This is a genomic window from Halomonas alimentaria, assembly GCF_009902005.1.
In the GTDB taxonomy this organism is placed as follows: domain Bacteria; phylum Pseudomonadota; class Gammaproteobacteria; order Pseudomonadales; family Halomonadaceae; genus Halomonas; species Halomonas alimentaria.
Window position 1 is genome coordinate 828,047 of record NZ_WUTT01000001.1, and the last position, 26,526, is coordinate 854,572.

The 26,526-nt window shown below is 67.5% G+C and carries 24 protein-coding genes; 8 read left to right on the plus strand and 16 right to left on the minus strand.

Annotated elements, in window-relative coordinates; all coding sequences use genetic code 11:
- Positions 1–11: 11 nt before the first annotated feature.
- The 10 genes from GRB96_RS04000 to dctP all read right to left on the minus strand — a co-directional run bounded on the left by GRB96_RS04000 (position 12) and on the right by dctP (position 11,856).
- Positions 12–1,499, minus strand: a complete 1,488-nt coding sequence (locus GRB96_RS04000) for a PhnE/PtxC family ABC transporter permease (RefSeq protein ID WP_161430733.1) — start codon at positions 1,497–1,499, stop codon at positions 12–14.
- Position 1,500: 1 nt separating this feature from the next.
- Entirely contained in the window at positions 1,501–2,154 is a 654-nt protein-coding gene (locus tag GRB96_RS04005; RefSeq protein WP_161430734.1) for an ATP-binding cassette domain-containing protein, read from the minus strand.
- Entirely contained in the window at positions 2,154–3,020 is an 867-nt protein-coding gene (locus GRB96_RS04010; RefSeq protein WP_161430736.1) for a putative selenate ABC transporter substrate-binding protein, read from the minus strand. Before GRB96_RS04010 ends, GRB96_RS04005 begins: the two co-directional genes overlap by 1 nt.
- Positions 3,021–3,151: 131 nt before the next feature.
- Entirely contained in the window at positions 3,152–6,268 is a 3,117-nt protein-coding gene (locus GRB96_RS04015) for a molybdopterin dinucleotide binding domain-containing protein (protein ID WP_161430738.1), read from the minus strand.
- A complete protein-coding gene (gene nrfD, locus GRB96_RS04020) occupies positions 6,261–7,469 on the minus strand; it encodes an NrfD/PsrC family molybdoenzyme membrane anchor subunit (RefSeq protein ID WP_161430740.1) in 1,209 nt (402 codons plus the stop codon). The genes GRB96_RS04015 and nrfD overlap by 8 nt, the downstream gene beginning before the upstream one ends.
- Positions 7,453–8,229, minus strand: a complete 777-nt coding sequence (dsrO, locus tag GRB96_RS04025) for a sulfate reduction electron transfer complex DsrMKJOP subunit DsrO (protein WP_023005138.1) — start codon at positions 8,227–8,229, stop codon at positions 7,453–7,455. The genes nrfD and dsrO overlap by 17 nt, the downstream gene beginning before the upstream one ends.
- Positions 8,230–8,493: 264 nt before the next feature.
- Entirely contained in the window at positions 8,494–8,844 is a 351-nt protein-coding gene (locus tag GRB96_RS15750; RefSeq protein WP_332875608.1) for an XRE family transcriptional regulator, read from the minus strand.
- Positions 8,845–8,914: 70 nt separating this feature from the next.
- Entirely contained in the window at positions 8,915–10,234 is a 1,320-nt protein-coding gene (locus GRB96_RS04035) for a TRAP transporter large permease (RefSeq protein WP_161430742.1), read from the minus strand.
- Positions 10,235–10,298: 64 nt separating this feature from the next.
- A complete protein-coding gene (locus tag GRB96_RS04040; protein WP_161430744.1) occupies positions 10,299–10,844 on the minus strand; it encodes a TRAP transporter small permease subunit in 546 nt (181 codons plus the stop codon).
- Positions 10,837–11,856, minus strand: a complete 1,020-nt coding sequence (dctP, locus tag GRB96_RS04045) for a TRAP transporter substrate-binding protein DctP (protein WP_161430746.1) — start codon at positions 11,854–11,856, stop codon at positions 10,837–10,839. Before dctP ends, GRB96_RS04040 begins: the two co-directional genes overlap by 8 nt.
- Before the next feature lie 478 nt (positions 11,857–12,334).
- Between dctP and lhgO the strand changes: the two genes are divergently transcribed.
- The 4 genes from lhgO (at position 12,335) to GRB96_RS04065 (ending at position 17,188) form a co-directional block, all read left to right on the plus strand.
- Positions 12,335–13,531 carry an L-2-hydroxyglutarate oxidase gene (gene lhgO, locus GRB96_RS04050; RefSeq protein ID WP_161430747.1) on the plus strand — a complete coding sequence of 399 codons (1,197 nt, stop codon included), beginning with the start codon at positions 12,335–12,337 and terminating at the stop codon, positions 13,529–13,531.
- Between the two features lie 160 nt (positions 13,532–13,691).
- Positions 13,692–14,654 (plus strand): TAXI family TRAP transporter solute-binding subunit, encoded by a 963-nt coding sequence (locus GRB96_RS04055; protein WP_161430749.1) that lies wholly within the window; start codon positions 13,692–13,694, stop codon positions 14,652–14,654.
- Positions 14,651–15,151 carry a DUF1850 domain-containing protein gene (locus GRB96_RS04060; protein ID WP_420841741.1) on the plus strand — a complete coding sequence of 167 codons (501 nt, stop codon included), beginning with the start codon at positions 14,651–14,653 and terminating at the stop codon, positions 15,149–15,151. The genes GRB96_RS04055 and GRB96_RS04060 overlap by 4 nt, the downstream gene beginning before the upstream one ends.
- Before the next feature lie 36 nt (positions 15,152–15,187).
- The gene (locus GRB96_RS04065; protein ID WP_161430752.1) at positions 15,188–17,188 is read left to right on the plus strand and encodes a TRAP transporter permease; all 2,001 of its coding nucleotides are present in this window, start codon (positions 15,188–15,190) and stop codon (positions 17,186–17,188) included.
- Positions 17,189–17,248: 60 nt separating this feature from the next.
- On the opposite strand, the gene GRB96_RS04070 is transcribed toward GRB96_RS04065, so the two are convergent.
- Positions 17,249–17,836 carry a hypothetical protein gene (locus GRB96_RS04070; RefSeq protein WP_161430754.1) on the minus strand — a complete coding sequence of 196 codons (588 nt, stop codon included), beginning with the start codon at positions 17,834–17,836 and terminating at the stop codon, positions 17,249–17,251.
- A gap of 243 nt (positions 17,837–18,079) precedes the next feature.
- Here GRB96_RS04070 and purE point away from each other — a divergent pair, with 243 nt between their 5' ends.
- The 4 genes from purE to GRB96_RS04090 all read left to right on the plus strand — a co-directional run bounded on the left by purE (position 18,080) and on the right by GRB96_RS04090 (position 21,974).
- Positions 18,080–18,583: a 5-(carboxyamino)imidazole ribonucleotide mutase gene (gene purE / locus GRB96_RS04075; RefSeq protein ID WP_161430757.1), complete on the plus strand. Its 504-nt coding sequence runs from the start codon at positions 18,080–18,082 to the stop codon at positions 18,581–18,583.
- 67 nt (positions 18,584–18,650) lie between these two features.
- Positions 18,651–19,763, plus strand: a complete 1,113-nt coding sequence (locus GRB96_RS04080) for a 5-(carboxyamino)imidazole ribonucleotide synthase (RefSeq protein WP_161432990.1) — start codon at positions 18,651–18,653, stop codon at positions 19,761–19,763.
- Positions 19,764–19,769: 6 nt separating this feature from the next.
- Positions 19,770–20,672: a prenyltransferase gene (locus GRB96_RS04085; RefSeq protein ID WP_161430759.1), complete on the plus strand. Its 903-nt coding sequence runs from the start codon at positions 19,770–19,772 to the stop codon at positions 20,670–20,672.
- A 78-nt stretch (positions 20,673–20,750) separates the two neighbouring features.
- On the plus strand, positions 20,751–21,974 hold the full coding sequence (locus GRB96_RS04090; RefSeq protein WP_161430761.1) for a cation:proton antiporter: 1,224 nt from the start codon (positions 20,751–20,753) through the stop codon (positions 21,972–21,974).
- Between the two features lie 72 nt (positions 21,975–22,046).
- Here the strand turns inward: GRB96_RS04090 and GRB96_RS04095 are convergent, their stop codons facing one another.
- From GRB96_RS04095 to GRB96_RS04115, 5 genes are all read right to left on the minus strand, one after another.
- Positions 22,047–22,817 carry a transporter substrate-binding domain-containing protein gene (locus tag GRB96_RS04095; RefSeq protein WP_161430764.1) on the minus strand — a complete coding sequence of 257 codons (771 nt, stop codon included), beginning with the start codon at positions 22,815–22,817 and terminating at the stop codon, positions 22,047–22,049.
- A gap of 137 nt (positions 22,818–22,954) precedes the next feature.
- The gene (locus GRB96_RS04100) at positions 22,955–23,686 is read right to left on the minus strand and encodes an ABC transporter permease (RefSeq protein ID WP_161430765.1); all 732 of its coding nucleotides are present in this window, start codon (positions 23,684–23,686) and stop codon (positions 22,955–22,957) included.
- Positions 23,686–24,390 (minus strand): ABC transporter permease, encoded by a 705-nt coding sequence (locus GRB96_RS04105; RefSeq protein WP_161430768.1) that lies wholly within the window; start codon positions 24,388–24,390, stop codon positions 23,686–23,688. The genes GRB96_RS04100 and GRB96_RS04105 overlap by 1 nt, the downstream gene beginning before the upstream one ends.
- A gap of 22 nt (positions 24,391–24,412) precedes the next feature.
- Positions 24,413–25,183, minus strand: coding sequence for an ABC transporter ATP-binding protein (locus GRB96_RS04110; protein ID WP_161430769.1), 771 nt, complete (start codon positions 25,181–25,183; stop codon positions 24,413–24,415).
- A gap of 165 nt (positions 25,184–25,348) precedes the next feature.
- On the minus strand, positions 25,349–26,374 hold the full coding sequence (locus GRB96_RS04115) for a succinylglutamate desuccinylase (protein WP_161430772.1): 1,026 nt from the start codon (positions 26,372–26,374) through the stop codon (positions 25,349–25,351).
- Between the last annotated feature and the right edge of the window lie 152 nt (positions 26,375–26,526).

The window sequence follows — 26,526 nt, forward strand, 5'->3', positions numbered from 1 at the left end:
GTCGGGCGGGGTCAGGGCTCGCAGCTGGCGGTATGCCGCAGGCGCAGGCGATTGCGCAGATAGCGTGCCAGGATATCCACGCCGATATTAAGCAGGGCGGTGATCAGGATCAGGACCATGGCCCGGTCGAAGCGGATCTCCTGGATGGCGCTGTCGACATAGAAGCCCAGGGTGGCGATGCCGAGGATGCCGAGGATGGCGGTCTCGCGCATGATGATCTCCCAGCGGTAGAAGAGCAGGGCCAGGAAGGGACCGTAGAGCCGTGGGGTCAGCTCGAAGGCGTAGCGTTCGATGCCGCGCGGGGCATCGGCACGCAGCATGATCTCGTTGCTGCGCTGGCCCACCAGGTGGCCGATGATGCCACCATTGTGGATGGCCAGTGCCACCACCGCCGGCAGCATCGAGGGGCCCCACAGCTGCAGCAGGATGAAGGCCAGCAGGTACTCGGGGGTCGAGCGCAGGATCACCAGCACGCCGTGGCCCAGCGCACCGCGCACCCGGCCGGAGAGATGGCGCCCGGTGAAATGCTGCGACACCAGCGGATACAGCATGAGCGTCAGCAGGCCGGTCGCCACCAGGGCGATCTGGGTCAGCAGCAGGGTATTCCAGATGCCCGGCAGCGCCTCGTTGGCGAGCAGGTCCCCCAGCCAGGGCATGAGCCCGGCGACCCCCTCGCCCTGGCGCAGCGGCTCGGGGACGATATCCTCGGTAAAGAAGCGCGAGACGCTCTGCCAGCGGATCGGCAGCCCCTCGCCGAGCAGGAAGGGGGCGGCCAGCAGGTAGAGGGGCAGCAGGCGCGGGCGGGCCCACAGCCTGAGGGTAGCGATCAGCGCATAGAACAGCAGCAGCAGCGCCCCCACCGTGGTGTACTGGCCCTGGGCGAACGAGGACTCCAGGTAGAAGCCCAGGGTGGGCATGCCCACGAAGCCCAGCACGGCGCTGGAGCGCAGGCCGCACTCGAGCCGGTAGGCGGTGTAGGTCGCCAGGTGCGGCCAGGCCTGGCTGAAGCGGGTGTAGGCGAGGGCCGAGACCACGCCGGTGCCATGGGGGATCACCTGCGCCGGCTGTGGGTCGCTCTCGTCGAGGATCTCGGCATAGACCTTGGCGAAGATGCCGGCATAGGGAATGGCGATGGCGAGCACGCCGGTCAGCGGGTGCAGGCCGAAGAACTGCAGGAAGATCAGTGCCCAGAACAGCTCGTGGATGGCGCGGATGAAGGCGCAGGTGGTGCGTACCGCGCGATGGCGAAACACCAGTGCCAGCAGCAGCCCCGCCGCGGCCCCCAGTCCCACGCCGACGAAGGCGAAGGCCAGGGTGCGCACGATCGCCTCGCCGAGGTAGTCCACGGCGGAGAAGTCGGGCTGTGCCAGCCCCAGGAACAGGCGGCCTAGCTCCGCCCAGGGGTCATGGGCGCTGATCTGGAAGTCGGCCACGAGCAGGCAGGCGATGGCCAGCGCCACGAAGCCCAGGCTGGTGCGCACGGTTGCCGAGTGCCACATGTCAGTAGAGCACCAGCAGGTCCCGGGCGCTGAGCCTGTGGCTCGCCTCGTCCAGGGCGATCCTGCCCTCGACGATGCCCACGACCCGGTCGGTGAAGCGCAGGGCCAGCTCCACATCATGCATGGCCAGCACCGCGGTGGGATAGGCCTCGCCCAGCGCGCTCAGTACCCGCTCGGCAAGCGGGCCGTCGAGGGCCGAGATCGGCTCGTCGGCGAGCAGCAGGTCCCCCCGCTGGTGAATCGCCCGGGCGGCGGCGACGCGCTGGCTCTGACCGCCGGACAGTTCGCCGACCGCGGTCCAGCACTTATCGGCGATGCCGAAGCGCTCGAGCAGCGGCATGATGGCCTCGATATCGCGGCGGAAGGGGCGCGCCAGGCTGACCAGGTTGTACCAGCTGGGGTGCCTGGCGAGCCCGCCCATGTAGACGTTGTGGAACACGCTCAGCGAGGGCACCAGGCCCAGCTGCTGGGGCATCAGCGCGGCCCCGTGGTGTCGCCAGTGCTGCTGCATGACCCCCAGCAGCGTCGACTTGCCGGCGCCGCTCCTGCCCACCAGGGCCACCCGCTCGCCGCGCACCAGCGTCAGGTCGAGCGGGCCGATCACGCGCGCCCCGCCGTAATCGGCCACCACATCGGTGAGGGCGAGGGCGGTCATCAATCGAGGATGTCGAGCTGCTGGCCGACCTGGCGGATGATCTCGTAGTCGGCGTTGTCCACCGGGATGAAGCCGGAGCGCGGGAAGCTCTCGAGCAGCTCGGGGTCATCCATGTCGAGCAGCGCCTGCTGGACGCGGTCGGCGAAGCCCTCGCCGAAGCGCTCGTCGACGTCGCCGCGGATCGTCCACTGGTAATCCGGGTAGGTCGGGGTCTGCCATACCACCTTGACGCTGTCAGCATCGAGGTTGCCGGCCTCGAGCTCGTTTTCCCACACGGTGTAGTTGAGGGCGCCGAGCTGGTAGGCCCCGGAGGCGACCAGCGATGCGGTGCGGCTGTGGTTGCCGCTGAAGCCGACACGCGAGAAGACCTCTTCCGGCGCTTCGCCGAAGGCCTCGCGCAGGTAGTGCTCGGGCATCAGGCGTCCGGAGGTGGAGCCCTTGGAGCCGAAGGTGAAGGTCATGTCGCGCATGGCCTCGACCAGCCCCGCGCCCTCTTCCAGGCCGGTGCTCTCGTGGGCGATGAAGTAGGTCCGGAACTCGGCGTCCTCGACGCCCTGGGCCAGGGCTCGGGAGCCGGGTACGCGCTCGCGAGCCTGCACGCCGGAGAGGCCGCCGAACCAGGCCAGCTGCACCTGGTCATTGCGGAAGGCGGTGACCGCCGCGGCGTAGGACTTCACCGGCACGAAGCGCACCTCGACCTCGAGCTCCTCCGCGAGGTAGTCGGCGACCTTCTGGAAGCGCTCCTGCAGGCGTGTCTCGTCCTCGTCGGGGATGGCGGTGAACACGAAGGGGCTGGCAGCGGCAAGCGAGGAGACGAACATCAGCGGCAGCGCCGCCGCCAATGCGCGAGGCAGGCGTCGAAGCATGGGGTGATCCTTGTGTGTGAGGGGAGCGCCATGATAGCAAAAAAACGCCCGGGCTTCCGATATCGGATAGCCCGGGCGTCGTGTCCATCGGCAGGAAAAGCGCTTCGCCTCGAGGGGCGAAGCGCCGCTCTTCAGGCCTCCAGGCGGGTCACCCGGATCGGCATGCCCTGGCGCACGGCGGCGCCACTGATGGGCTCGAGCCAGGTGCCGTCGATACTGCGGGTCGGGTCCTTGAAGCCCAGGTCGTTGATGTTGATGCCGGCGCGCAGCCACTCGAGGTCGGGCTGGGACTCGCCGTCGATCACGTGGGGGGTGGCCCCCAGGTCGCGGTGGCCGTAGCCGTGCTCGATGCCCAGTGCGCCGGGCATCACGCCTTCGCCGACCAGTGCCAGGGCGACCACGCTGCCGCCGGGGCTCTCGATGCGGATGGTATCGCCGTGCTGGATGCCGAAGCGCTCGGCATCCTGGCGGTGCATCATCACCGGGTTGTAGGGCTTGATCATGCGCAGCCGCTCGAGGCCGATGGCGTAGGAGTTCATCAGGTTGGACTTGAACGAGAACGCCAGCAATGGCCAGTCCTCCTCGGTGAACACCTCGCGCATGGCGCGACCGTCGGCCAGCGGCGGCAGGGCATGGCGCGGCACGCCGCGGTTGGGCTCGCCGGACTGGGTGTTGATGCTGGTGCCCACCTGCTCGTTGTAGACGCACAGGGTGCGTTTCCAGGCGCTGGTGAGGTTCTCGCCCTTGAAATGGTCCTTGAAGTCCTCGAAGCGACCGCCGCGGGCATAGAGGTAGGCCACCGGGCCGCGCTCCTCGGGCTTGAGGGTGCGCGCAAGCCTGGGCAGCAGCGGGGCCAGGCCGGCGTGGGCGATGTCGCTCTCGTCGGCCGCGGGCAGCGGCTCGCCCTGCATGGCCACGTTGGCGGCCGCGCGCAGGAAGAAGTCCTCGGCACGATTGAGCGGGTGCAGGTTGCCGTCGGCGTCGGGGATCGACTCGTCGCCGAAGCCCGGCAGCCCGAGGCGCTTGGCGGTGGCGATGAAGAAGCTCTCCATGGAGACCGGCTCGCCGTCTTCTGTCTTCTGCTGGCGCGGCTCCACCACCGGCCAGCAGGCGGTGGTCATCTTGCCCAGGTTGCCTTTCCAGGCGCCGGTGAAGCCCCACACCTCATACATCACCGAGTCCGGCACGATGTAGTCGGCGTAGCGGTTGGTCTCGTTGAGGAAGCCGTCGACGGCGACGAAGAGTCCCAGGCGCTTCGGGTCCTTGAGCTTGTCGGCGATCAGCCCCTCGAGGCCCGCCTGGCCGTAGATGGGGTTGGCCATGCAGCCGATCACGGCCTTGATTGGGTAGGGGTAGCCGTCCAGCGCCGAGGGCAGGTGCTCGGTGAGGGTGGGCGGTGCCAGCGAGCGCCAGGGAGCGCGGGCGGGGTAGGGGTTCTCGCCGGCGGCCACCTTGCGCTGGTACTCGGAGGACTTCTCGTAGGGGAAGCGCGAGCGGGAGAGGAAGACCCCCTTGGGGCCGCGCTTGCCAGGGAAGTTGGCCAGGTCGTAGCGGGGACCGGTGCCGACGCCGTTGAACTGGCCGCCGCCAGCGGCGCTGCCGCCCTTGCGGTTGTGGTTGCCGGCCAGCACGTTGAGCATCTGCATGCCGAAGGCGGCGTAGAAGCCGTTGCCGGACATCATCCCGCCATGAGAGTTGGTTACCGCGCGGCGGCCGTGGCTGGCGAAGCGGGTGGCCAGGTCGACGATGGTGGCCTCGGGGATGCCACAGTGCTCGGCATACTCGGCCAGGGTGTATTCGTTTGCGGACTCTCGCAGCAGCACCATGCTGCTCTTGACTCGCACGGTCTCGCCAGGCCCTTCCGAGGAACCGACGAGTTCGACGTCGCGGTCGACGAACAGCTCGGCGGCCATGACATCGGTACTCTTCGCCAGCTCGCCGTCGGCCACCACCATGGGCACGTCGGCGTCGCTGTCCGCCTCGGCCAGGCCCAGGTCGCTGGTGCGCAGGAAGCGGCCGCGGCGCGGATGGTCCTCGGCGGTGATCACCAGGTGGCTGGCATTGGTGTGGGTCGCCTCGCCGGCAGCCTCGGCGGCGGGCTGGCCGGGAAGTTCCAGGAACGCCTTGGCGTAGCCCTCGTGGTCGAGCAGCCACTGGATCATGGCCATGGCCAGGGCGCTGTCGGTGCCCGGACGGATCGGCACCCAGCGGTTGTGGTCGGCGGCGTGGGAAGCCGAGGCGTTGAGGCCCGGGTCCACCACCACATACTCCAGGGTGCCTTCGGCGCGCGCCTGGGCGATCAACCGCCCCTGGCGCTTGAAGGGGTTGCCGGCCTGGCTGGGGGCGGTGCCCACGTAGAGGATGAAGCGGGCGTTCTGGATGTCCGGCTTGGTGTGGGCGTTCTTGGCTAGATCGTCCATTACCGCGCCGGAGCCCATGCGATAGGCCAGGCCGCAGTAGGAGCCGTGGTGGCCGTAGTTGCGGGTGCCGAAGGCGTTGAAGGCGAAGCGCTTGAGCAGCGCGGAGCGGCCGTAGTCGGTGGCCTCCATCACCATCAGCTGGTTGGCCTTCGGGCCGTACTCGGGGTTCTCCGGGTCGATGGGGGTGTCGACGTCGTGGATGGCGCGCAGGCCATCCACATGGCCCTCACCGAACAGGTCGCCGCCCTCGCAGATCTCCTCGATCAGCTGCTCGAAGGACACCTTCTCCCACTCACGGCTGCCGCGCCCGCCGACCCGCTTGAGGCAGTGGGTGACGCGGAAGGGGCTGTCGATCTGCGCCATCATGGCGTTGCCGCGGGCGCATGCGGTGGAGCGGTTCTGCTGGCCCTGGTCGCCATAGGCGCTCAGCCCGCGCAGGGCCTCGACCACCGGGGTGCGCATGGGCAGGTGCTCGTCGGAGGAGAGCGGGTTGTAGGGGTTGCCGGAAACGCGCAGCACCTGGTCGGTGGCGTTGTCCACGCGCACCCGCACGCCGCACTTGGTGGTGCAGCCGTAGCAGACGGTGAAGGCCACGCGCTGGTCGGGGTTGAGGGTCAGCTCGCCGCTCTCGGGGTCGACGGTGTACTCCGGTGCAAGGGAGTTGCCGTGGATGCGGTGCTCGGGCTTCTCGCCGGCGCTGCCGGTGACGCCCTTGGCCATCTTGACCAGCGGGTCGGAGTAGCCGGCGGCGAAGGTGGCGGCACCGCCGGCGGCGGCGGCGCCCTTGAGGAAGCGGCGACGTGAGGAATCGACGGGGGACTTAGCCATGGCTGGGGGCTCCTTCGGTGGTTTCCGCAGCGCGCTGGGCGTCGGGGGGTGTTGGGGCGTGGGGGGCAGGTGAAAGATCGGCGGCGCTGCCGCCCAGGCGGGCCTGGCGCCACGGCACGAAGAGGTCGACCAGCAGGGCGGCGGCGAGCCACAGGCCGAAGGTTCCGACGATGCCGAGGATGCCGGACGAGCCGGCGGGAATGCCGTAGTGGTGGAAGCCGGCGCTGTGGCGGGCCACGGTCTGCACGTCCATCAGCACCACCCAGCGGAACATCCAGCCGACGTGCAGGGCCACCAGGCCGAGCACCCAGGCCCAGGCGTAGAGTGCCGAGCGGCGTGAGGCGGGGCGGGTGAGCAGGTAGAGCACGGCGCCGAACAGGACCAGGCCGGTGAGGCCACCCCACAGGGCAGTGCTGCGCCACTCGGCGCTGTCGCGCACTGATTCCATTGCCGCGGCCACGGAGCCGACGTTGGCGTTGATGCCGTCGAGGAACCAGCTGCCGGCGACGAGTCCGGCCACCAGGCAGGCTCCCAGCATCACCTTGAGCATCTGCCGACTGACCGTGGAGCTGCGCTCACCGGCCACGCGGTTGAGCACCAGGATCAGGCCGGTAGCGGCGATGAAGCCGGTGGCCACGAACATCGGCGGCAACCACACGGTGTGCCACAGCGGGCGGGCCTTGACGATGGCCACCTCGGCGCCGGTATAGAGCATGATGCCGGTGGAGAGGGCCAGGGTCCCCAGACCCACCAGCACCACCAGAGCGCGCGGCGTGGGGGCGTCGCCCAGCGACAGCCAGCGGGCGACGAAGCCGGCAATGCCGGGGGCCTGGCGATGGGCTTGCAGCGCCGGGCGCCAGGCGAGCCAGGCCAGCACGATCACCCCGACCACGTAGAGGGGCAGCACCAGGCTGCCGACGGACATCCAGGAGTGGCTGTTGGCGTAGGCATAGAAGTGCCAGAAGCGCAGCGGCTGGTGCAGGTCGGCGAGCAGCGCCACCGGTGCCACCAGGGTGGTGGTCAGGCAGGCGAGCAGCGCCAGGCGTGCGGTGGGCAGCCAGGCTTTCCTGCCGAACACCAGCGCCGGAGCGGCCAGCCACAGGGTGGCGTAGGAGAGCGCGATCATGAAGAAGTACTGCACCGCCCAGGGATACCAGGCGATGTCGTAGCGCGGGGCGAGCAGCTCAATGGCGGAATTCATAGCCCATCTCCTGGCCGTGGGGATCGAGGACTTCCAGGGCGACCGGCTCGGCATCGGGGCGAGTCACGAAGCGCTCGTCCATGCCGAGGTAGAAGACCTGGGGCAGGGTGTTCTTCTCCGGCTGCAGCACCATCAGCTCGTCGCGGTGCTCGGCGATCATGCGGCTGATCTGGCTCTCCGGATCACGCATGTCGCCGATGATCCGCGCGCCGCCCACGCAGCTCTCCACACAGGCCGGCAGCAGGCCGGCTTCCAGCCGGTGGGCGCAGAAGGTGCACTTATCGGCGGTCTGGGTGCGCTCGTTGATGAAGCGGGCGTCGTAGGGGCAGGCGTTGACGCAGTAGGCGCAGCCCACGCAGCGGTCGCTGTCGACCACCACGATGCCGTCCTGGCGCTGGAAGGTGGCCTCCACCGGGCAGACCGGCACGCAGGGCGGGTTCTCGCAGTGGTTGCACAGGCGCGGCAGCATGAAGGTGGCGACCTCACCGGTGTCCTGGTGCTCTACCTCGTACTGGGAGACGGTGGTGCGGAAGCTGCCCAGCGGGGCGGCGTTCTCGATATGGCACGACACGGTGCAGGCCTGGCAGCCGATGCACTGGCGCAGGTCGATGAGCATGCCGTAGCGCTTGCTGGGATCGCCTTCTCGACGGGGGGGCTGCTGGTTGATGCCGGCGCTGGCAACGCTGGAGAGCGGTATCAGGGCGGCACCCGCACTGAGGCGGGCCAGCTGGCCGAGAAGGGTGCGGCGAATGGGGTCCATGGCGCCTCCGGTGGCCTGGGTGGGGCGGAATCGTCCGCGCATTCAAGAGGTAAATCTGATACCGGAAGGCTACCTGCGACCAAGGTATATGGTCTTGATGTCTGTCAAGAGATTGCTGGCAAACTCTTAATGCTCACGTAATGATGTGCAAGCCAATGAATATCCGGGATTTTTCCGGCGAGCAGGCAGGACAAAAAACGCCCTGCCGGTGGGGCAGGGCGTTCGCTGTTCGGGGCGCGTTGCGTGATGCCGTGGCCGGGCGGCCTAGTGGGTGGCCCCCTGCTGCTCGATGGTGCGATGCACGAGGCGTAGCTCATCGATGGAGAGGTGCTCCAGCTTCCCCGCGAGGAGGTCGCTGATCTTCTGCATCGGCAGCCCGGCGCGGCGAGCGATCTCGCGGCTGCCGAGGTCTGACACGGCGATCAGCCGGGTCACGATGCGCATGAGGCGTGTACGTTGTTCCAGGTCCCTGACGTCGAGGTCAGGGCTGCTTCGCGGGGGGTCAAGAAGTTCCGCGGATCGGGACTGTCGTGCCGTGCTCATGATGCTCCATTGGGCGGTTGCGACAGGCACACTATGGCGGCTAGACGACGTTTTTGCCAGTGTCGATTGCATGCGGCTTTGGTGGTAAAGGCGACGCGCTCCCGTGGTGCCCCGCAGGCAGCGCGTCGCCGTGCTCGTCCACCTAGAACAGCAGGTTGGGCAGCCATAGCGCGATGCCCGGGAAGACGACGATCAGCGCCAGGCCAAGGATCTGCAGGGCCACGAAGGGCAGGGCAGAGCGGTAGATATCCACGATGGTGATCGACTTGGGCGCCACCGAGCGCATGTAGAACAGGTTGTAGCCGAAGGGGGGCGTCAGATAGGCCGACTGCATGCTGAGGATGAACAGCACGGCGAACCAGGTGGTGTCGAAGCCCAGGTCGCGCACGATGGGGATATACAGCGGTACCGTGATGAACAGGATGGCGAAATCATCCAGGAACATGCCGAGCACGAAGAAGCTGACCAGCATGAAAATGATCACGGTGTAGGGCGAGAGCGAAAAGTCGTAGATGAAGTCGCTGATCATCATGCCCGCGCCCAGCCCCATATAGATGCGGCTGAAGAAGACCGCGGCGATGGCGATCCAGATCAGCATGCCGGTGATCTTGGTGGTGCTCAGCATCACGTAGCGCATCAGCTCCCAACTGAGCTTGCCGCGGGTGGCGGTGAGCAGCAGGGCGCCGGCGGCGCCCACGGCAGAGGCCTCGGAAGGGGAGGTGATGCCGCCGATGATGCAGCCCAGCACCGTGGCGACCAGCAGGCCCGGGGCGATGAGATGGCGCAGCGACTGGAGCTTTTCCCTGGCCGTGTAGCGCTCCTCCGGCGGGGCCGCAGGGCCGAGATCGGGATTGAGGCGACAGCGGATCAGGATGTAGACCATGTAGATGCCTGCCAGCATCAGCCCCGGCATCAGGCCGGCGGCGAACAGCTTGCCGACCGATTCGCGGGCCAGGAAGGCATACACGATCATCAGCACGCTTGGAGGGATCAGGAAGCCCAGGGCGCCGCCGGCCATGATGGTGCCGGTGACCAGCCGCTTGTGGTAGCCACGCTTGAGCATGGCCGGCAGGGCGATGATGCCAAGGCTGACGGTGGCCGCGCCCGAGACGCCGGCCATGGCGGCGATCAGGGCACAGATCAGCACCGTGCCGACGCCGAGACCGCCGGGGGTGCTGCCCATCAGCTTGTGGATCATGCCGAACAGGGCATCGGTGATGCCCGAACGCTCCAGCACCAGCCCCATGAAGATGAACAGCGGCAGGGAGACCAGCAGGAAGTTGTCCATGGCGCTGTAGGCAGAGGCCAGCAGCAGGTCCAGGCCGCCGGGGCCAAACATCAGGTAGGCGCTGCCCATGCCGGAGATCATCAGCGCCAAGGCCAGGGGGGCCCCCATCGCCATCAGCACCAGCATGGAGAGGAACATGATGGAGGTAATTGCCACGGGCTCGAGTTCAGCCATGAGAAAGCCCTTGTTGCGACGCGCGTGACGGCGTCAGTGGAGGGAAGACAGGAGGTATTGCCGCCTAGTGCTCGGCATCGTCGCGATCCTCGCGGGGGTCAACGAAGGCGACGCCGGCCAGCCGCAGCGCGGCGCGGACTCCCTCCGCCAGGCACTGCAGCATCAGCAGCCCCACGGCCAGGGGAATGGTGGCCTTGATGGGCCAGAGGGGCGGTTGCCATACGCTGCGGTTGGAGTATTCGTCGATGCGCCAGGACTGGTAGGCGAAGTCGACCGCCATGTTCAGGACCACGCCCAGCACCACCAGCGCCAGCAGGAAGATGACCAGGTCGCAGAAGGCCTGGGCGCGGCCCGGCAGCAGGCGGTAGATGACGTCGCTGCGGACATGACCCTGATGGCGCAGGGTATAGCTGCCCGCCAGGATACTCAGGGCGCCGAAGAACATCGTCGAGAGCTCGTGTCCCCAGATGGTGGGAGAGTTGAGCATATAGCGGGCGACGACCTCGTAGAGCAGGATGCCGATGATCCCCAGCGTCAGCCAGGAGGTAGCCCTCCCGACCCAGTCGGAAAGGCCATCCTGTGCTCTGAGATAGCGGGTGACCCTACTCACTCAGGCGCCCCTGTTGAACGGCGTTGTCGATCAGGATCTCGATCGCCTGGGCGTTACGCTCGGACTTCTCGGCTTCCTCCTGCCAGATGGGCAGTGCCGCCTCCGCCAGACGACGGGAGTCTTCCTCGGGGAGCGTGGCGAACTCGAACAGGGTGCCCTCATCGATGATCTGATGGTTGCCATCCTCGAGCCAGCGGTGGATCTCCTCCAGATAGCGGTCGATCTCGGTGGTGAGAATCTGGCGCTGCTCGTCGGACATCTTGTCCCAGGTGTTGGGGTTGATCAGAGCGGTCTCGATCCAGCCCGGGTTCAGCAGGTTGATATCGGTGTAGTGCTTGGCCACTTCGTTGAGCTTGAGCTGCTCATACTCGACCGGACCACCATAGACGGCGCCGTCGATCACGCCAGTCGAGAGGCTGACATAGAGCTCCTCGCCGGGCAGGAAGACGGTGGGAATATCGAACTTCTCGAGCACCGTGGCGATCGAGCTGGTGGCGCGGATGCGCATGCTCTTGAGGTCCTCGAGGCTGGTGACCGGTTCGCGGGTCAGCAGGCCGTAGTCGCTGCCGTAGCCGCGGCCGATCAGCTTGACGCCCTGCTCCGCGTAGGCCTCGCTGATCAGCTCGTCCAGCCCCTGGTTGGCAAAGATGTCGCGGGCCTCGTCGGCGCTGACCCAGGCGCCGGGAAGACCGGCCTCGATGGTGCCGATGCCCACCTGGCCGGGCCAGTAGCTGCCGACGCCGTGGGCCACATCGATGGTGCCGCGGGCCACCGCATCCACGAACTGATCGCTGTTGACCAGCTCGCCGCCGCGGAAGAACTGGATGCGCAGCGAGCCGTCGCTGGCCTCGCGTACGCGCTCGCGCAGGTCGGCGGCGATCTCGTCGACCTCCGTGCCATAGAAGGTATGCATCCTCAGGCGTACGGTATCGGCGTAGGCCACTTGGCTGGCCACGAGTGCGGCGGCGAGCGATGTCGCCAGCGTGCCTTTGATGAGCGTTGAACGTTTCATGGGACCCCTCTGTTCCAGCAGTGGAAAGTTGTCGTTGTAGGCCCAGCGGGCCGGTACCAAGATGCGCTGCCAAGTTGAGTGAAGCACACGAAAGGTGACCATTCCATAATAATTTCGACATTATGGGGATCATTTAGTCTAATGTTTAATTAGCCCGTTAATGTTTAATTAGCCTGTTAATGTTTAATTAGCCTGTTAATGTTTAATTAGCCCGTTAATGTTAGTTGCCCCGTTAACGTTAGTTGCCCCGTTAATGTTGAATAAGGGTCGGTTAATGCCTCCCTTCACCATTGGTGAACATCCTGGTGGAGCGCACCACCGGTAACTTCCAGGTGGTGCCGGAGGCGGCTGGGGCGCGTCGAGCAGCAAGAATGTCACCCACGCCAGATGTGAGGCGCCGGAGGTTCAACAAGGGGTAGACTGACCCGGCCATGTCGTGAACACGGCGTGGCCGTGTGATTGGAGGAGCGAGGACGGCATGCACGATTTCATCATCATCGGTGGCGGCATCCTGGGGATGTCCACCGCCATGCAGCTCAAGCAGGCCTACCCCGACAGCAGGATGCTGCTGCTGGAGAAGGAGTCCGGCCCGGCCCGCCACCAGACCGGCCACAACAGCGGGGTGATCCACGCCGGGGTCTACTACACCCCGGGTAGCCTCAAGGCGCGCTTCTGTCTGGAGGGCAACCGCGCCACCAAGGCGTTCTGCGACGAGCAGGGCATCGCCTACGACACCTGCGGCAAGCTGCTGGTGGCGACCAGCGAACTCGAGATGCAGCGCATGGAGGCGCTGTGGGAGCGGACCGCCGCCAACGGCCTGGAACGCGAGTGGCTCTCCGCCGAGGCGCTGGCCGAGCGCGAACCCAATATCACCGGGCTGGGGGGAATCTTCGTGCCCTCCAGCGGCATCGTCGACTATGCCGCGGTGACCCGGGCCATGGCCGCCGAGTTCGAGCGGCTGGGTGGCGAGATCCGCTACGACGCCGAGGTCAGCGCCCTCAATGAGCGCCGCCAGGAGGTGGTGGTGACCAGCGGCGCCGGCGAGTTCACCGGTCGTTATCTGGTGACCTGTTCGGGATTGATGGCCGATCGGGTGGTGCGCATGCTGGGCCACGATCCGGGGTTCACCATCTGTCCCTTCCGTGGCGAGTACTATCGGCTGCCGGACCGCCTCAGTCGTATCGTCAATCATCTGATCTACCCGATCCCCGACCCCTCCATGCCGTTCCTGGGCGTGCATCTGACGCGGATGATCGACGGCAGTGTCACCGTGGGTCCCAATGCGGTGCTGGCCTTCAAGCGTGAGGGGTATCGGCGGCGCGACGTATCCCCACGGGACCTGGCACAGATGCTGACCGATCCCGGGATCCTCAGGGTGCTGGGCCGCAACCTGCGCCCGGGGCTTCAGGAGATGAAGAACTCCCTGCACAGGCGCGGCTATCTCGAGCTGGTGCGCAAGTACTGCCCCAGCCTGACCCTCGATGACCTCGAGCCGTGGCCGGCCGGCGTGCGCGCCCAGGCGGTGTCGCGGGATGGCAGGCTGGTGGACGACTTCCTGTTCGTGAACACCCGGCGGACCCTCAACGTGGGCAACGCCCCGTCGCCTGCGGCCACCTCGGCACTGCCCATCGGGGCGCATATCGTCGAGCAGGTGAAGGCCATGGTGGAGGGCTGAAACCGCGCCGCGACCATGGTGGCATTGCCGAAATTCCCGGAAAACGTAGAAATCAGGGGGTTGGGCTCTCACGCTGCTCGCGTGCTAGCTTGAGTCTGGACGTCGACCCGGCGTCGACAACGACAATACGACAACCTGGTTCCAGGACCGGAGGAATGCCATGAAAGCCATGAAGTATGCCGTCGCCGCCTCGCTGATCGCGACGGCCCCGCTGGCGTCCGCCCAGCAGCTCTCCATCGCCACCGGCGGTACCGGCGGCACCTACTACCCGCTGGGCGGTGGCCTGGCCGAGATGATCGGCAAGCACCTCGAGGGCTATGAGGCCGTGGCCGAGGTCACCGGCGCCTCGGTGGAAAACATGGGCCTGGTGTGGCGCGGCGACTCCGACCTCGCCCTGGCCCTGGCCGATACCGTCTACCAGGCCTACAGCGGCACCGGCGACTTCGAGGGCCGCCAGCTCGAGAACATCCGCGCACTGGCCTCGGTCTACCCCAACGCCGTGCAGCTCGTCACCCTGGCCGACTCCGGCATCGAGAGCCTCTCCGACCTCGAGGGAGAGGTGGTCTCCGTAGGCGCGCCGGGCAGTGGTACCGAACTCAACGCCCGGGCACTGCTCGAGGCCAACGGCATCACCTACGATGACTTCGACCCGCGGCGCTTGAACTTCAACGAGACCGCCGATGCCATCCGAGACGGTGACATCGCCGCCGGCTTCTGGAGCGTGGGGCCGCCCACCAGCTCGATCATGAACCTGGCCACCACCCGCGACATCCGCCTCATCGGCCTCAGTGACGAGGAGGTGGCTAACGCCCGCGAGGAGGTCTCGGTGTTCGCCCCCTACGAGCTGCGCGCCGGCCTCTATGAGGGCATGGAAGAGGGCGTGCAGAGCATCGGCATCCCCAACGTGCTGGCGGTGAGCAGCGAGATGGACGAGGAGCTCGCCTACCAGATCACCAAGATGCTTTTCGAGCGCACCGACGAGCTGATCGAGGTGCACCCGGCGGCCAACGACACCACCGTGGAGTTCAGCGTCAACTCCACGCCGATCGCCTTCCACCCCGGCGCACTGCGCTACTACGAGGAGATCGGCGCCGAGGTCCAGGACCACCAGCGTCCTGAATGATGCGTGACTTGCGCCTGACAGCAGGGCGGGCCCGACTGCCCGCCCTGCTGCTGTGTGCGGGCCTCGTCCTGGCCGGTCCCGTGGCCGGCCAGGACGAGGCCCGCCTGGTGGTGAGCAACGAGACGGGCGAGCCCCTGGTGACTCTGCCGATGGCCGAGGGCGAGGGGTGGTGCCTGGAGTGGAACCACTCGGTGGAGGGCTTCGCGGTCCTCGACTGCTATCGCCACAGCGACGGGCGCATGGTGCTCGAACGCAGCCACCTGCCCGACTTCGCCGCGGGGCTCGACCATGTCCCCGGCCGCGGTCGCCAGGTCTCGGACGGCGAGGGTGGCTACTGGATCGAGGACCTCGACGAGCCGGTGCCGGGCAACGCCTATCGCCTGCGGGTGGGCGGCCCTGCCGTCGACCACCGCCTGGTGGTGGACGACGAGCGCATCAGCTTGAGCCGGTTGGCGGCAGACCAGCCGGTCACCGTGCGCCTGGTTTCACCTGAATAAGCCTTCTCCTGAATGAACCTTCACCTGGACTGACTCATGAGTGAATCGGGCAATTCCCCCATCGTCCCCGGCAGCCAGGCGAACCATGCCCGGCCGGTGCTGTGGCTGATCACCCTGGTGGCGGTGGGCCTGTCGCTGTTCCAGCTCTACTCCGCCGGCATCGAGCCGCTGGGGCTGTTCTACCAGCGCAGCATCCACCTGATGCTGATCATGATGCTGGCCTTCCTGATGTTTCCGGTGTTCGGCCCGCGGCGGCCACGCGGGATCATCGGCTGGCTGCTCGACGCCACCTTCTTCGCCGGGGCCCTGGTGACCGGCGGCTACCTGGTGCTCTACCTCGACGAGATCATCAACCGTGCCGGCTTCTGGAGCCAGACCGACATCGTGGTCGGCTGTATCGCCACCGTTACCGTGCTGGAGGCGGCGCGCCGCGCGGTGGGCCTGGGCATGACGGTGATCGGGGTGATCGCGCTCCTCTACGCCTTCGCCGGCCCGCGCGGCGACCTCCCGTGGCTGGGCCAGTGGCTGCCCGGCATCCTGGAGCATCGCGGCTACAGCCTGGACCGTCTGGTGGGCCAGCTCTACCTGGGGCAGGAGGGCATCTTCGGCCTGCCCATGGGGGTGGCGGCCACCTATATCTTCATCTTCGTGCTGTTCGGCGCCTTCCTCGAGATCACCGGCGCCGGCAGGTTCTTCATCGACCTGGCCTATGCCGCCACCGGTCGCCAGCGTGGCGGGCCGGCCAAGGCCGCGGTGATCGCCTCGGCGGGGATGGGGTCGATCTCCGGCAGTGCCATCGCCAACGTGGTGACCACCGGCGCCTTCACCATTCCGCTGATGAAGCGCCTGGGCTACAAGCCCCACCAGGCCGGCGGCATCGAGGCGGCGGCCTCCACCGGCGGGCAGATCATGCCGCCGCTGATGGGGGCCGGCGCCTTCCTGATCGCCGAGTACACCCGGATGCCCTACCTGGAGGTGGTCAAGGTCAGCATCCTGCCGGCGATCATGTACTTCGGCACCGTCTACCTGTTCGTGCATATCATCGCCCTCAAGCAGGGCATGCAGGGGATGGCGAGGAGCGAGCTGCCCCAGATGCGCGACGTGATGGGCTACGGCTGGCACTTCCTGCTGCCGCTGGCGGTGCTGGTGTGGCTGCTGGTGATGAACATGTCGCCGATGCGGGTGGGCTATTTTGCCATCCTCACCATGCTCGCCGTGGCGGTACTGCGCTTCCTGGTGTGGTTCTTCCTCGTCGCGCCGAAACAGGGTGAGCCGGTGACCGGGGAGCGGCTCCTTGCCGCCACCCGCAGTGGACTGGTGAAGCTGCTCGGCGGTCTGGAGCTGGGCGCGCGCAATGCCGTGGCGGTCTCCATGGCCTGCGCGGTGGCCGGCATCATCGTCGGTGTGGTGGGGCTGACCGGCCTGGGGCTGAAGTTCTCCTCCATGATGCTGGCCTTCTCGGGAGGCAACCTGCTGCTGGCGCTGATCATGGTGCTGCTGGCCAGCCTGGTGCTGGGCATGGGCCTGCCGGTGACCGCCAGCTACATCGTGCTGATCGTGCTGGTGGGGCCGGCGCTCACCGCGGAGTTCGGCGTACCGCTGCTGATCGCCCACCTGGTGGTGTTCTGGTACTCCCAGGACTCCAACGTCACGCCACCCATCGCCCTGGCCGGCTTCGCCGGGGCGGCTATCGCCGGCGCCAAGCCGATGGAGACGGGCTTCCAGGCCTGGAAGTTCGCCAAGGGGCTCTACCTGATCCCGCTGTTCATGGTCTACAACCCGGAGATCATCATGGGCGGGCCCTGGCCACTGCTGATCTGGACGGCATTGACCGGCTTCCTTGCCCTGGCGGCCTTCGCGGCGGCGCTGGAGGGGTATCTGTTCGCTCGCATGGGCTGGGCGCTGCGGGTGCTGCTGCTGCCGGCTATCGTGGCGGTGTTCTACCCCAGCCTGATGGTGGAAGCCGTCGGCGCCGCGGTGATGCTGGCGGTGATCGTTGCCAACTGGCTTTCGAGCAGGCGGGGCGCGACGGCCTGACACACGAAGGCCCGCCCGGAGAACCGGGCGGGCCTTCGTGGCGTGGTCGCGGGGCGAGGCTTACTGGCTGGAAGTCTCGGCCTCGACTTCGGCTTCTGCGGAGACTTCCGCGGCCTCATCGCTGCCTGAGGCCATCTCCTTGGCGCTATCGACCAGCTCGCCGGCCTTCTCCTGGGCCGCCTCCACGGCGTCGGCGGTTACCTCGCGGGCGGAGTCCACGGCATCGGCGGTGGCGTCGCGGGCGGCATCCAGGGCGCTGGCGGTCTCTTCGGCGGCCTCGTCACCTGCGGCTTCGGCGCTCTCGGCCGCTTCGCTGGCTTCCTGGGCGGCTTCGTCGCCTGCCGCGTCCAGAGTCTCGCCCGCCTCATCGACCGCCTGCTCGGTCTCGGCGGCCGCTTCGTCCAGGGCCTGTCCGGACTCTTCGGCGGCCTCATCCAGGGCCTCTTCGGTCTCGGCGGCGGCCTCGTCCAGGGCGTCTTCGGTCTCGGTAGCGGCCTCGTCCATTGCCTCGCCGGTCTCGTCGGCGGTCTGCTCGACCTCCTGCTCGGTGGTCTCTTCCTGCTGGGTGGCCTCATCACTGTCGGAGTCGCAGCCGACGAGCAGCAGTGAGCCGGCGAGTACCGCGGTAAAGATCAGGGAACGCTTCATTGTCTGTCTCCTTGGTGGCTTCCAGATGGGCTTCTCCTTGCTGCCCATTCACCACGACCTTAGCAGGCAATGGCGCATCTAGCATGCAAACGGCTGTCTTCCGACGGCGACAGTCTGGCCTGTGGGTGTGGCTGTCCGCCTGGTCAAGATGACGCTTGAGGACTGCGGCGCTAGAATGTCCGGCTTTCCTTCATGCACTCTTTCCCGCTTTCCGCATCAGAGGCAGTCGCCGAGGAGCAGGCCATGCAGTCCGATACACAGGCGCCGAAGGTCGGCGTGATCATGGGATCCAAATCCGACTGGCCGGTGATGGAGCATGCCGTGGCGATGCTCGAGCGCCTGGGCGTGCCGTACGAGACTCGGGTGGTCTCTGCCCATCGCACTCCGGACCTGCTGTTCGACTACGCCAAGGGGGCGGCCGAGCGCGGCCTTCAGGTGATCGTCGCCGGCGCCGGGGGAGCGGCTCACCTGCCGGGCATGGTGGCTTCCCAGACCGCGCTGCCGGTGCTCGGCGTGCCGGTGGAGTCCAAGGCGCTCAAGGGCCTGGATTCGCTGCTCTCCATCGTGCAGATGCCCGGCGGCATCGCGGTAGGGACGCTGGCCATCGGCAAGGCCGGCGCCACCAACGCCGGACTGCTTGCCGCCCAGATCGTCGGCCTGCAGGACGCGACCGTGAGAGCCGCGGTGGAGGCCTTCCGAGCCGAGCAGACACAGACGGTACTCGACAACCCCGACCCCCGGCCCTGATAGCCCCAGCCCTGATAGCCCCAGCCCTGATAGAGAGACGAGTGAGGAGAAGGTTATGGAAAAAGTCATGAATATCGGCGTCCTGGGGGCCGGCCAGCTCGGCCGCATGCTGGCCCTTGCCGGCTACCCTCTGGCCAACCGCTTCACCTTCCTCGACACCACCGGTCACCCCAGCGCCGGTATCGGTGACGTGATGATCGACACCGATCGCCGCCACCTCGAGGCCTTCCTCGACAAGGTCGACCTGGTGACCTACGAGTTCGAGCACCTTCCGGTATCCCTGGTCCAGGCGATCGAGGAGGTCAGGCCGGTCTATCCGTCGAGTGAGGCGATCCGCGTCTGCCAGAACCGCGCCGAGGAGAAGGCGCTGTTCGACCGCCTGGGCATCCCCACCCCGACCTATCGCCTGGTGGAACATGCCGACGAACTGGAGGCCGCCGCCCGAGAGCTGGGCTGCCCGGTGGTGGCCAAGTCGGTCACCGAGGGCTATGACGGCAAGGGTCAGGCGGTGCTCAGGGACCCCGCCGAGGCGGCCGAGGCCTGGCGCTCGATCAACCATCCGCAGCTGATCGTGGAGGCCTTCGTCGACTTCGTACGCGAGGTGTCGATCATCGCCGTGCGTGGCCGCGACGGCGAGGTGGCCTTCTACCCCATGGCCGAGAACCAGCACGTGGACGGCATCCTGCGCTACTCCGTCGCGCCCATGCCGGACCTGGCCGACAGCATCCAGCAGACCGCCGACGGCTATATCCGCGCGCTGCTCGACGAGCTCGACTACGTGGGGGTGCTGACCCTGGAGCTGTTCCAGTGTGCCGACGGCAGCCTGCTGGCCAACGAGATGGCGCCCCGGGTGCACAACTCCGGCCACTGGTCGATCGACGGTGCGGTGACTAGCCAGTTCGAGAACCACCTGCGTGCCATCCAGGGCTTGCCGCTCGGTGACACCGCGGCGCGCATGCCGACCTGCATGGTCAACGTGATCGGCCGCGAGGGCGACCCGGCGGCCATCCTGTCCCTGCCGGATGCCCACTTGCACCGCTACGACAAGAGCGAGCGCGCCGGGCGCAAGCTGGCCCACGTCAACCTGCTGGCGCCTACTCACGCCGAGCTGCTGGAGCGGGTACGGGCCTGCGCGGCGCTGCTGCCGGACGCCCCGGCACCGCGCTTCAGCTTCGAGTAGGGCGGATTGGAGGGAGGCACCACCACGCCCGCCGTATGGCGGGCGAGCCGTCCGGGCTTCCTGGTGTTGGCGCCGCTCTGCGTGGTGCTGGGCCTGCTGCTGGCGGTGCGCCAGGGGGTGGCACCGGCAGCGCTTCAGGTGGCCCTGGTGCTGCTCGGCGGCCTGCTGGCCCACGCCGCGGTCAACCTGCTGAACGAGTACGAGGACTTCCGTTCCGGACTCGACGAGATGACCCTGCGTACGCCCTTCTCTGGCGGCAGTGGCGCCTTGCCCGAAGCTCCCGTGGCGGCGCCCGCGGTGCTGGCTGCCGGGCTCGCGGCACTGGCCGGGGTGGTGGCCATCGGCGGCTACTTCCTGTGGGCACGGGGCTGGCCGATGCTCGCCGTGGGAGTGCCAGGGCTTGCGCTGATCGTCGCCTATACGCGCTGGATCACCCGTTCCCCATGGCTTTGCCTGCTGGCGCCGGGGCTGGGTTTCGGCCCCCTGGTGATCCTGGGCAGCCTGGTCGCGCTGGGCGGCTGGCCCGATGCGACGGCACTCATCGTCGCGGCAGTGGCAGGACTGCTGGTCAGCGAGCTGCTGCTGCTCAACCAGTTTCCCGACTGTGAGGCGGATCGACGTGTCGGCCGGCGTCACCTGCCGATTCTGCTGGGGCGGCAACGTGCCGCTCGGCTGGTGGTGGTATTGCTGCTGGGCAGCCAGGCGCTGGTCGGCATTGGGGTGCTGCTCGGCGGGCTTCCCGTGGCAGCCGGACTGACCTGGCTGGTGCTACCCGGGGCGCTCTGGGTAGCCTGGCGCCTGCCCGCAGTGCTGGAGCAGCGCGCCCGGCTCGAGGCGCTGATGGGTCTTAATGTGGTGGTGCTGCTGGCCACGCTGGCGCTGCTGGCGGCCGGGTTCTGGCTCGGCTGAGCCATGCCCGCGGTGGCGTCCGCTGAGTCCCGAAGGATCGCCACCACGCTTTTTCCTGACTGCCAAGGGGCCCTCCCCATGAGCGATATGCTCTCTGCTCTGCCGTTGCACCTCAGCCCCGCCGCCACCGCCCTGGTGTTCCTGGGGTTGATTCTCTCCTCGAGCATCCTGGCCGATGCGGTGGCCAGTCGAACCCGGCTGCCGCGGATCTCGCTGCTGGTACTGGTCGGCCTGGGAGTGGCGGTGGTCCAGCAGCTGGTGCTGGGCCAGGCCGAGCCGGCGCCGCTGGATGGCCTGGGGGAGCCGCTGATCCAGCTGGCGCTGGTGATGGTGGCCTTCCTGCTGGGTGGCGAACTCACTGTCGAGCGACTGCGCAGCACTGGCCCGTTGATCCTGATTCTGTCGCTGTCGGTGATCGGCGTCGGGGCACTGCTGGTGGGGGGCGGTCTGGCGGCGTTGGGTTTCCCGCTGGCGGTGGCGGTGACGCTTGCTGCCATCTCGGTGGCCACCGACCCGGCGGCGGTCAGCGAGACGGTGCACGAGAGCGGCGACACCCGGCTGAGGGCGCGCCTGCTGCTGGGGATCGTCGCCATCGACGATGGCTGGGGCATCCTCGCCTTCGGTCTGGCCATGGCGTTGCTCGGCTGGTGGCTCTCCGGGGATGGGCATACCGCCCTGGCCATGGCCGGCTGGGAGCTGGGCGGGGCGCTGCTGCTGGGCATGGCGATCGGACTGCCGGCGGCCTGGCTCACCGGTCGGCTGCGACCCGGAGAGCCGACCCAGGTGGAGGCGCTGGCGCTGATCCTGTTGCTGGCCGGGCTCTCCAGCTGGCTCGAGGTCTCGGCGCTGCTGGCCGCCATGGTGGCCGGGGCGCTGGTCGCCAACCTGTCGCGCCACCACACCCGCTCGTTCAACGAGGTCGAGCATATCGAGTGGCCCTTCCTGGTGTTCTTCTTCGTGCTTTCGGGCGCCAGCGTCGACCTGCGCCATCTGGATGACGCCCTGTGGTTGACCCTGGCCTATATTGTGCTGCGCCTGGCGGGACGTTACCTGGGGGGCCTGCTGGGCGTGCGCCTGGCGCGCGTGCGACAGGCAGAGCTGCCGGGCAATATCGGCCTGGCGTTGACGCCCCAGGCGGGGGTGGCGATGGGCATGGCGCTGCTGGCCGCCGAGCGCTTCCCCGAGTACGGTCCGCTGCTGCTCTCCGCGGTGGTGGGCTCGACCCTGGTGTTCGAGATGCTGGGTCCGCTGCTGGTGCGGCGGGTGCTGGCTGAGCCGACAGGAGTCAAGGGGGATACCTGACGCAGCAGGCCGGCTCATGGAGCCGGCCTGCCGGGGACATCATGCAGGGCCGGGCTGCACCGGCCCTTGGGGTTACTCTTCGCCGAAGTACCGTGCGTGGATCTCGTCGTAGGTGCCATTGGCCTTGAGTTCGGCCAGGGCCTCGTTGAAGGTCTCGGCCAGCGCCTCGTCGCGCTTGCGGAAGGCGATGCCGAAGCCTTCGCCGAAGTACTCCTTGGGCTCGGTGATCATGTTGCCGACCACCTTGTAGTCGCCGGCGTCGCTGTCGAGCAGGGTGGACTTGCCGATCGGGAAGTCGAGGAACACCGCGTCGAGGCGCCCCGAATCCATGTCCAGCACCATGTCGTCGGCGGTGGCATAGCGATTGACGTCGGCCACGTCGCCATACATGTCGGTGACATAGTTGTCCTGCAGAGTGCCGCGCTGCACGCCGACGGTCAGGCCCTCGAGGCTCTCCTCGGACGGGGTACCGATCTCGGCGTCGCCGGGAGCGAACCAGGCCGACGGCGGGGTGATGTAGGGCTCGGAGAACAGCACCTGTTCACGACGCTGCTCGTTGATGGTCATCGAGGACATGATGGCGTCGTACTTGCGCGCCATCAGGCCGGGGATGATGCCATCCCAGCCCTGCACGACCCACTCGCAGTCGATGCCGATCTCGGCACACAGGGCGTTGCCCAGGTCGATGTCGAAGCCGGTGAGCTCGCCGTCCGGTGTACGGTACTCCATGGGCTCGTAGGGTACGTCGACGCCGATACGGATGTCGCGCACGTCAGCGTTGGCCGTGCCGGCCACCAGGGCGGCACCGATGGCGCCGAGGCCTAGAATCTTGCGTAGTTGCATGGGGTAGTTTCCCGTGTTGTTGGTGGAATCACCTTGTGGGTGATGACAGGCCAACCATAGCGGATCACCGAGTGGGCCGGAAGGGGGGAACCGGCGTGGAAGTAAACGCCAGTTCCCAACGCGCGTTTGACGCTCGCTCAGCCCCCCGCCGGCTTGAGGTGGGCGAGCAGGCGACGCTCCAGCCAGCGGAAGAAGTAGAGGATGGCAAAGGTCAGGCAGAGGTAGATGGCCGCCACGAACAGGAAGGCGTCGAAGGGCGCGTAGAAGCGTGCATAGACGAAACGTGCCGCTCCGGTGAGGTCCATGATGGTGACCACGCTTGCTATGGCGCTGGCGTGGAGCATGAAGATCACCTCGTTGCCGTAGGCGGGCAGGGCGCGACGGAAGGCGCTGGGCAGCACGATCCGGCGCAGCATGAGGCGATCGGACATGCCGTAGGCGCGCGCCGCCTCGATCTCGCCGCGGGCCGTGGCCTTGATGGCGCCGCGGAAGATCTCGGTGGTGTAGGCCGCGGTGTTGAGGGTGAAGGCGATCAGCGCCGGTACGAAGGGCTTCTCGAGGATCACCCACAGCCAGGTGTCCTGGATGCCCTCGACGAACACCACCCCGTAGTAGATCAGGTAGAGCTGCACCAGCAGTGGCGTGCCGCGGAACACGTAGCAGTAGAGGAAGATCGGCAGGCTGATCCAGCGATGCCGTGAGCCGCGGCCGATGGCCAGCGGCACCGCCGCCACCAGGCCGATCACCAGCGACAGGAACACCAGCTGCACGGTGGTCACCAGCCCCTCGCCGTAGTAACCGAGGGTCTGCAAGGTGAAGATGCTGTTGTCGGCGAGCAGGGCCTCGAGCCGGCTTGTCAGGGCTTCCATCACTTGACCTCCCCGAAGCCGACGTCATAGCGCTTCTGCAGGCGGGCGAAGGCCCACTCGGAGACGCTGGCGATCAGCAGGTAGACCGCCGCGACGATGATCATGAAGGTGAAGGGTTCGCGAGTCGCCTTGGAGGCCTCGGCGGCCACCCGCACCATGTCGGAGAGGCCGATCACCGAGACCAGGGCGGTGGTCTTGAGCAGCACCATCCAGTTGTTGGAGAGCCCGGGGATGGCGTGGCGCATCATCTGCGGGAAGCGGATGCGTCGGAACACCAGCCAGGGGCCCATGCCGTAGGCACGGCCGGCTTCGATCTGCCCGCTGTCCACGGCCAGGAAGGCGCCGCGGAAGGTCTCGCCCATGTAGGCGCCGAAGATCAGGCCGATGGTGATCACCCCCGCCACGAACTCGTTGACGTTGATGAAGATATCCCAGCCGAAGCGCGCGTAGAGCTGGTCGGTGATCGCGTTGATGCCGATCTGGCCACCGAAGAACAGCAGCATCATCAGCACCAGGTCGGGCACGCCGCGGATGATGGTGGTGTAGAGGGTGCCGATGGCGTGGGCCGTCCGGCTGCGTGACATCTTGGCGCTGGCGGTGATCAGGCCCAGCAGGATGGCCAGCACCAGCGACAGCACCGCCAGTTCGACGGTGATCAGCGCGCCTTCGGCGAGACGCGGGCCGTAGCCGTGAAGATCGATCATGGGACTCTCCTCGTGGGCCGGCTCAATGCTTGGGGGCCAGGAACTGCTTGAGGCGCTCGGAACGCGGGTTGTCGAACACCGCCTCGGGCGGGCCGGACTCCTCGATCACGCCCTGATGCAGGTAGATCACCTGGCTGGAGACATCGCGGGCAAAGGCCATCTCATGGGTCACCAGGATCATGGTCCGCCCCTCGTCGGCCAGGTCGCGCATGACCTTCAGCACGTCGCCCACCAGCTCGGGGTCCAGCGCGGAGGTGGGCTCGTCGAAGAGCATCACCTCGGGATCCATGGCCAGTGCCCGGGCGATGGCGCCGCGCTGCTGCTGGCCGCCGGACATCTGGGCCGGATAGGCGTCGGCGCGTTCGGTCAGGCCGACCCGCTCGAGCAGCGCCCGGGCGTGCTCGATGGCCTCCTTCTTCGGCTTGCCGAGCACATGCACCGGTGCCTCGATGATGTTTTCCAGCAGGGTCATGTGCGCCCAGAGGTTGAAGTTCTGGAAGACCATGGAGAGTCGGGCACGCATGCGTACTACCTGTTTCCAGTCGGCCGGCTCACGGCCGTGCTTCGTCTCCTTGAAGCGGATCGTCTCGCCGTGGACGATCAGGTCGCCCTCGTCGGGCTGCTCGAGCAGGTTCATGCAGCGCAGGAAGGTGCTCTTGCCGGAGCCGGAGGCTCCGATCAGGGTGATCACGTCGCCCTTGTGGGCCTCGAGCGACAGCCCCTTGAGGACTTCGGTATCGCCGAAGCGCTTGGTGATGTTGCGCACTTCCAGCGGAATCGGGGTTTCGGCCATGGGTCGGGCTCCGGGTCAGGCGTGTCGCACTGTGGGTCGGCAGGGGGGTGTCGGCCGGCCGTGACACGGGTCGGCTACGGATCGGCAAGGGGGCAAGATTCTACCTCCAGTTTATCGTTGTTATAAGACTTTCCGGCCATCCGATGGCCCGGCAAGGCCGGTCGGTCAATCGGGCGGCGGGACCGACCTGGCCAGCAGCGCCGCCCGCGCGCCGAGCTCCACCGCGGCATTGGGGAAGACCACCGACAGCGGCGTATCGCCGACGCGGGTCTCGCCCCGCTCGCCATCCTCGGCGAGCAGGGTGCCGGGGGCAAACTCGGTAAAGTTGGGGGTGTCGTCGGCGAAGGCCAGTCGGAAGGCCTCGCTGTGGCGTATCAGTTCGTGTTCGACGCGGAAGAACCGCATGCGGTCAGGCGCTTCTCGCGGTGGGGCTTGGCCCGTCAGCAGCGCCGCCAGCAGGCTTGCCATGGGCGCCAGGGGGGCCAGGTCGTTGTGGCCGAAGGGCAGGGCGTGGCCCAGTTCCAGGGTGAAGGCCTGGGCGCCATGGTAGTGCTTGCTGTAATGGGAGAAGGTCCAGCTGTGGCAGTGCTGATGCAGTACCGCCTGGATACCCGCTCCGGCCAGCCAGTGCCACTGCTCGGCGGTGGTGCGCACGCTGTCGCTGAACGGTTCCACCGCGAAGCGCGGGTAGCGGCTGCCGCGGATGGCGGTATGCAGGTCGTAATGCAGGGGCGAGCGGTCGGCATGATGGGCGAAGAAGGCATCGACTGCGGCCATCAGCTCCCGGGCCCGCTCCGGCTCCATGCCTGTCCTGTCCAGATCACGCCTAAACAGCCGGTTGAGGTTGGTTTCGATGAAGCGGGTGCCTTGTCGGGTCGCCTGCGGACTGCCGAGGAGCACCAGCACGGGGGCACCGAGCCTAAGCTCACCTGCCGCCAGGCGCTTGAGCAGGGCGTCCAGCAGCTCCATGGGCGCCGTCTCGTTGCCATGGATGCCCACCGAGAAGATGCAGGCATGGGCGTCGGTGGCAGGACTTTCTGGCACGAGCTCAAGCAATCCCTCACCCCGTGGCACGGCGCTTCCCCCGGGTAGCGTGAAGGGCGGGATGGGCTCGCCATCCAGGCAGCGCCGGAGCCAGCTCGCCAGTGGCTCGTGAGTTGCCTGCGGAGCAGGGGGGCGCGATGGGCTCATGGGCAGGATCCTGGGCAGCGGGGATACGCTTACCTTCCTCCAGCCGGTACTGCCGGGCAAGGGGGGCGTCGATGGCGTGAAAGTGATGGTGCGAGGGTGAAAGTCGCCGCCCGAGGGACCTTTGGCCTATGGGGAGGAGGCGCTGCATGGCG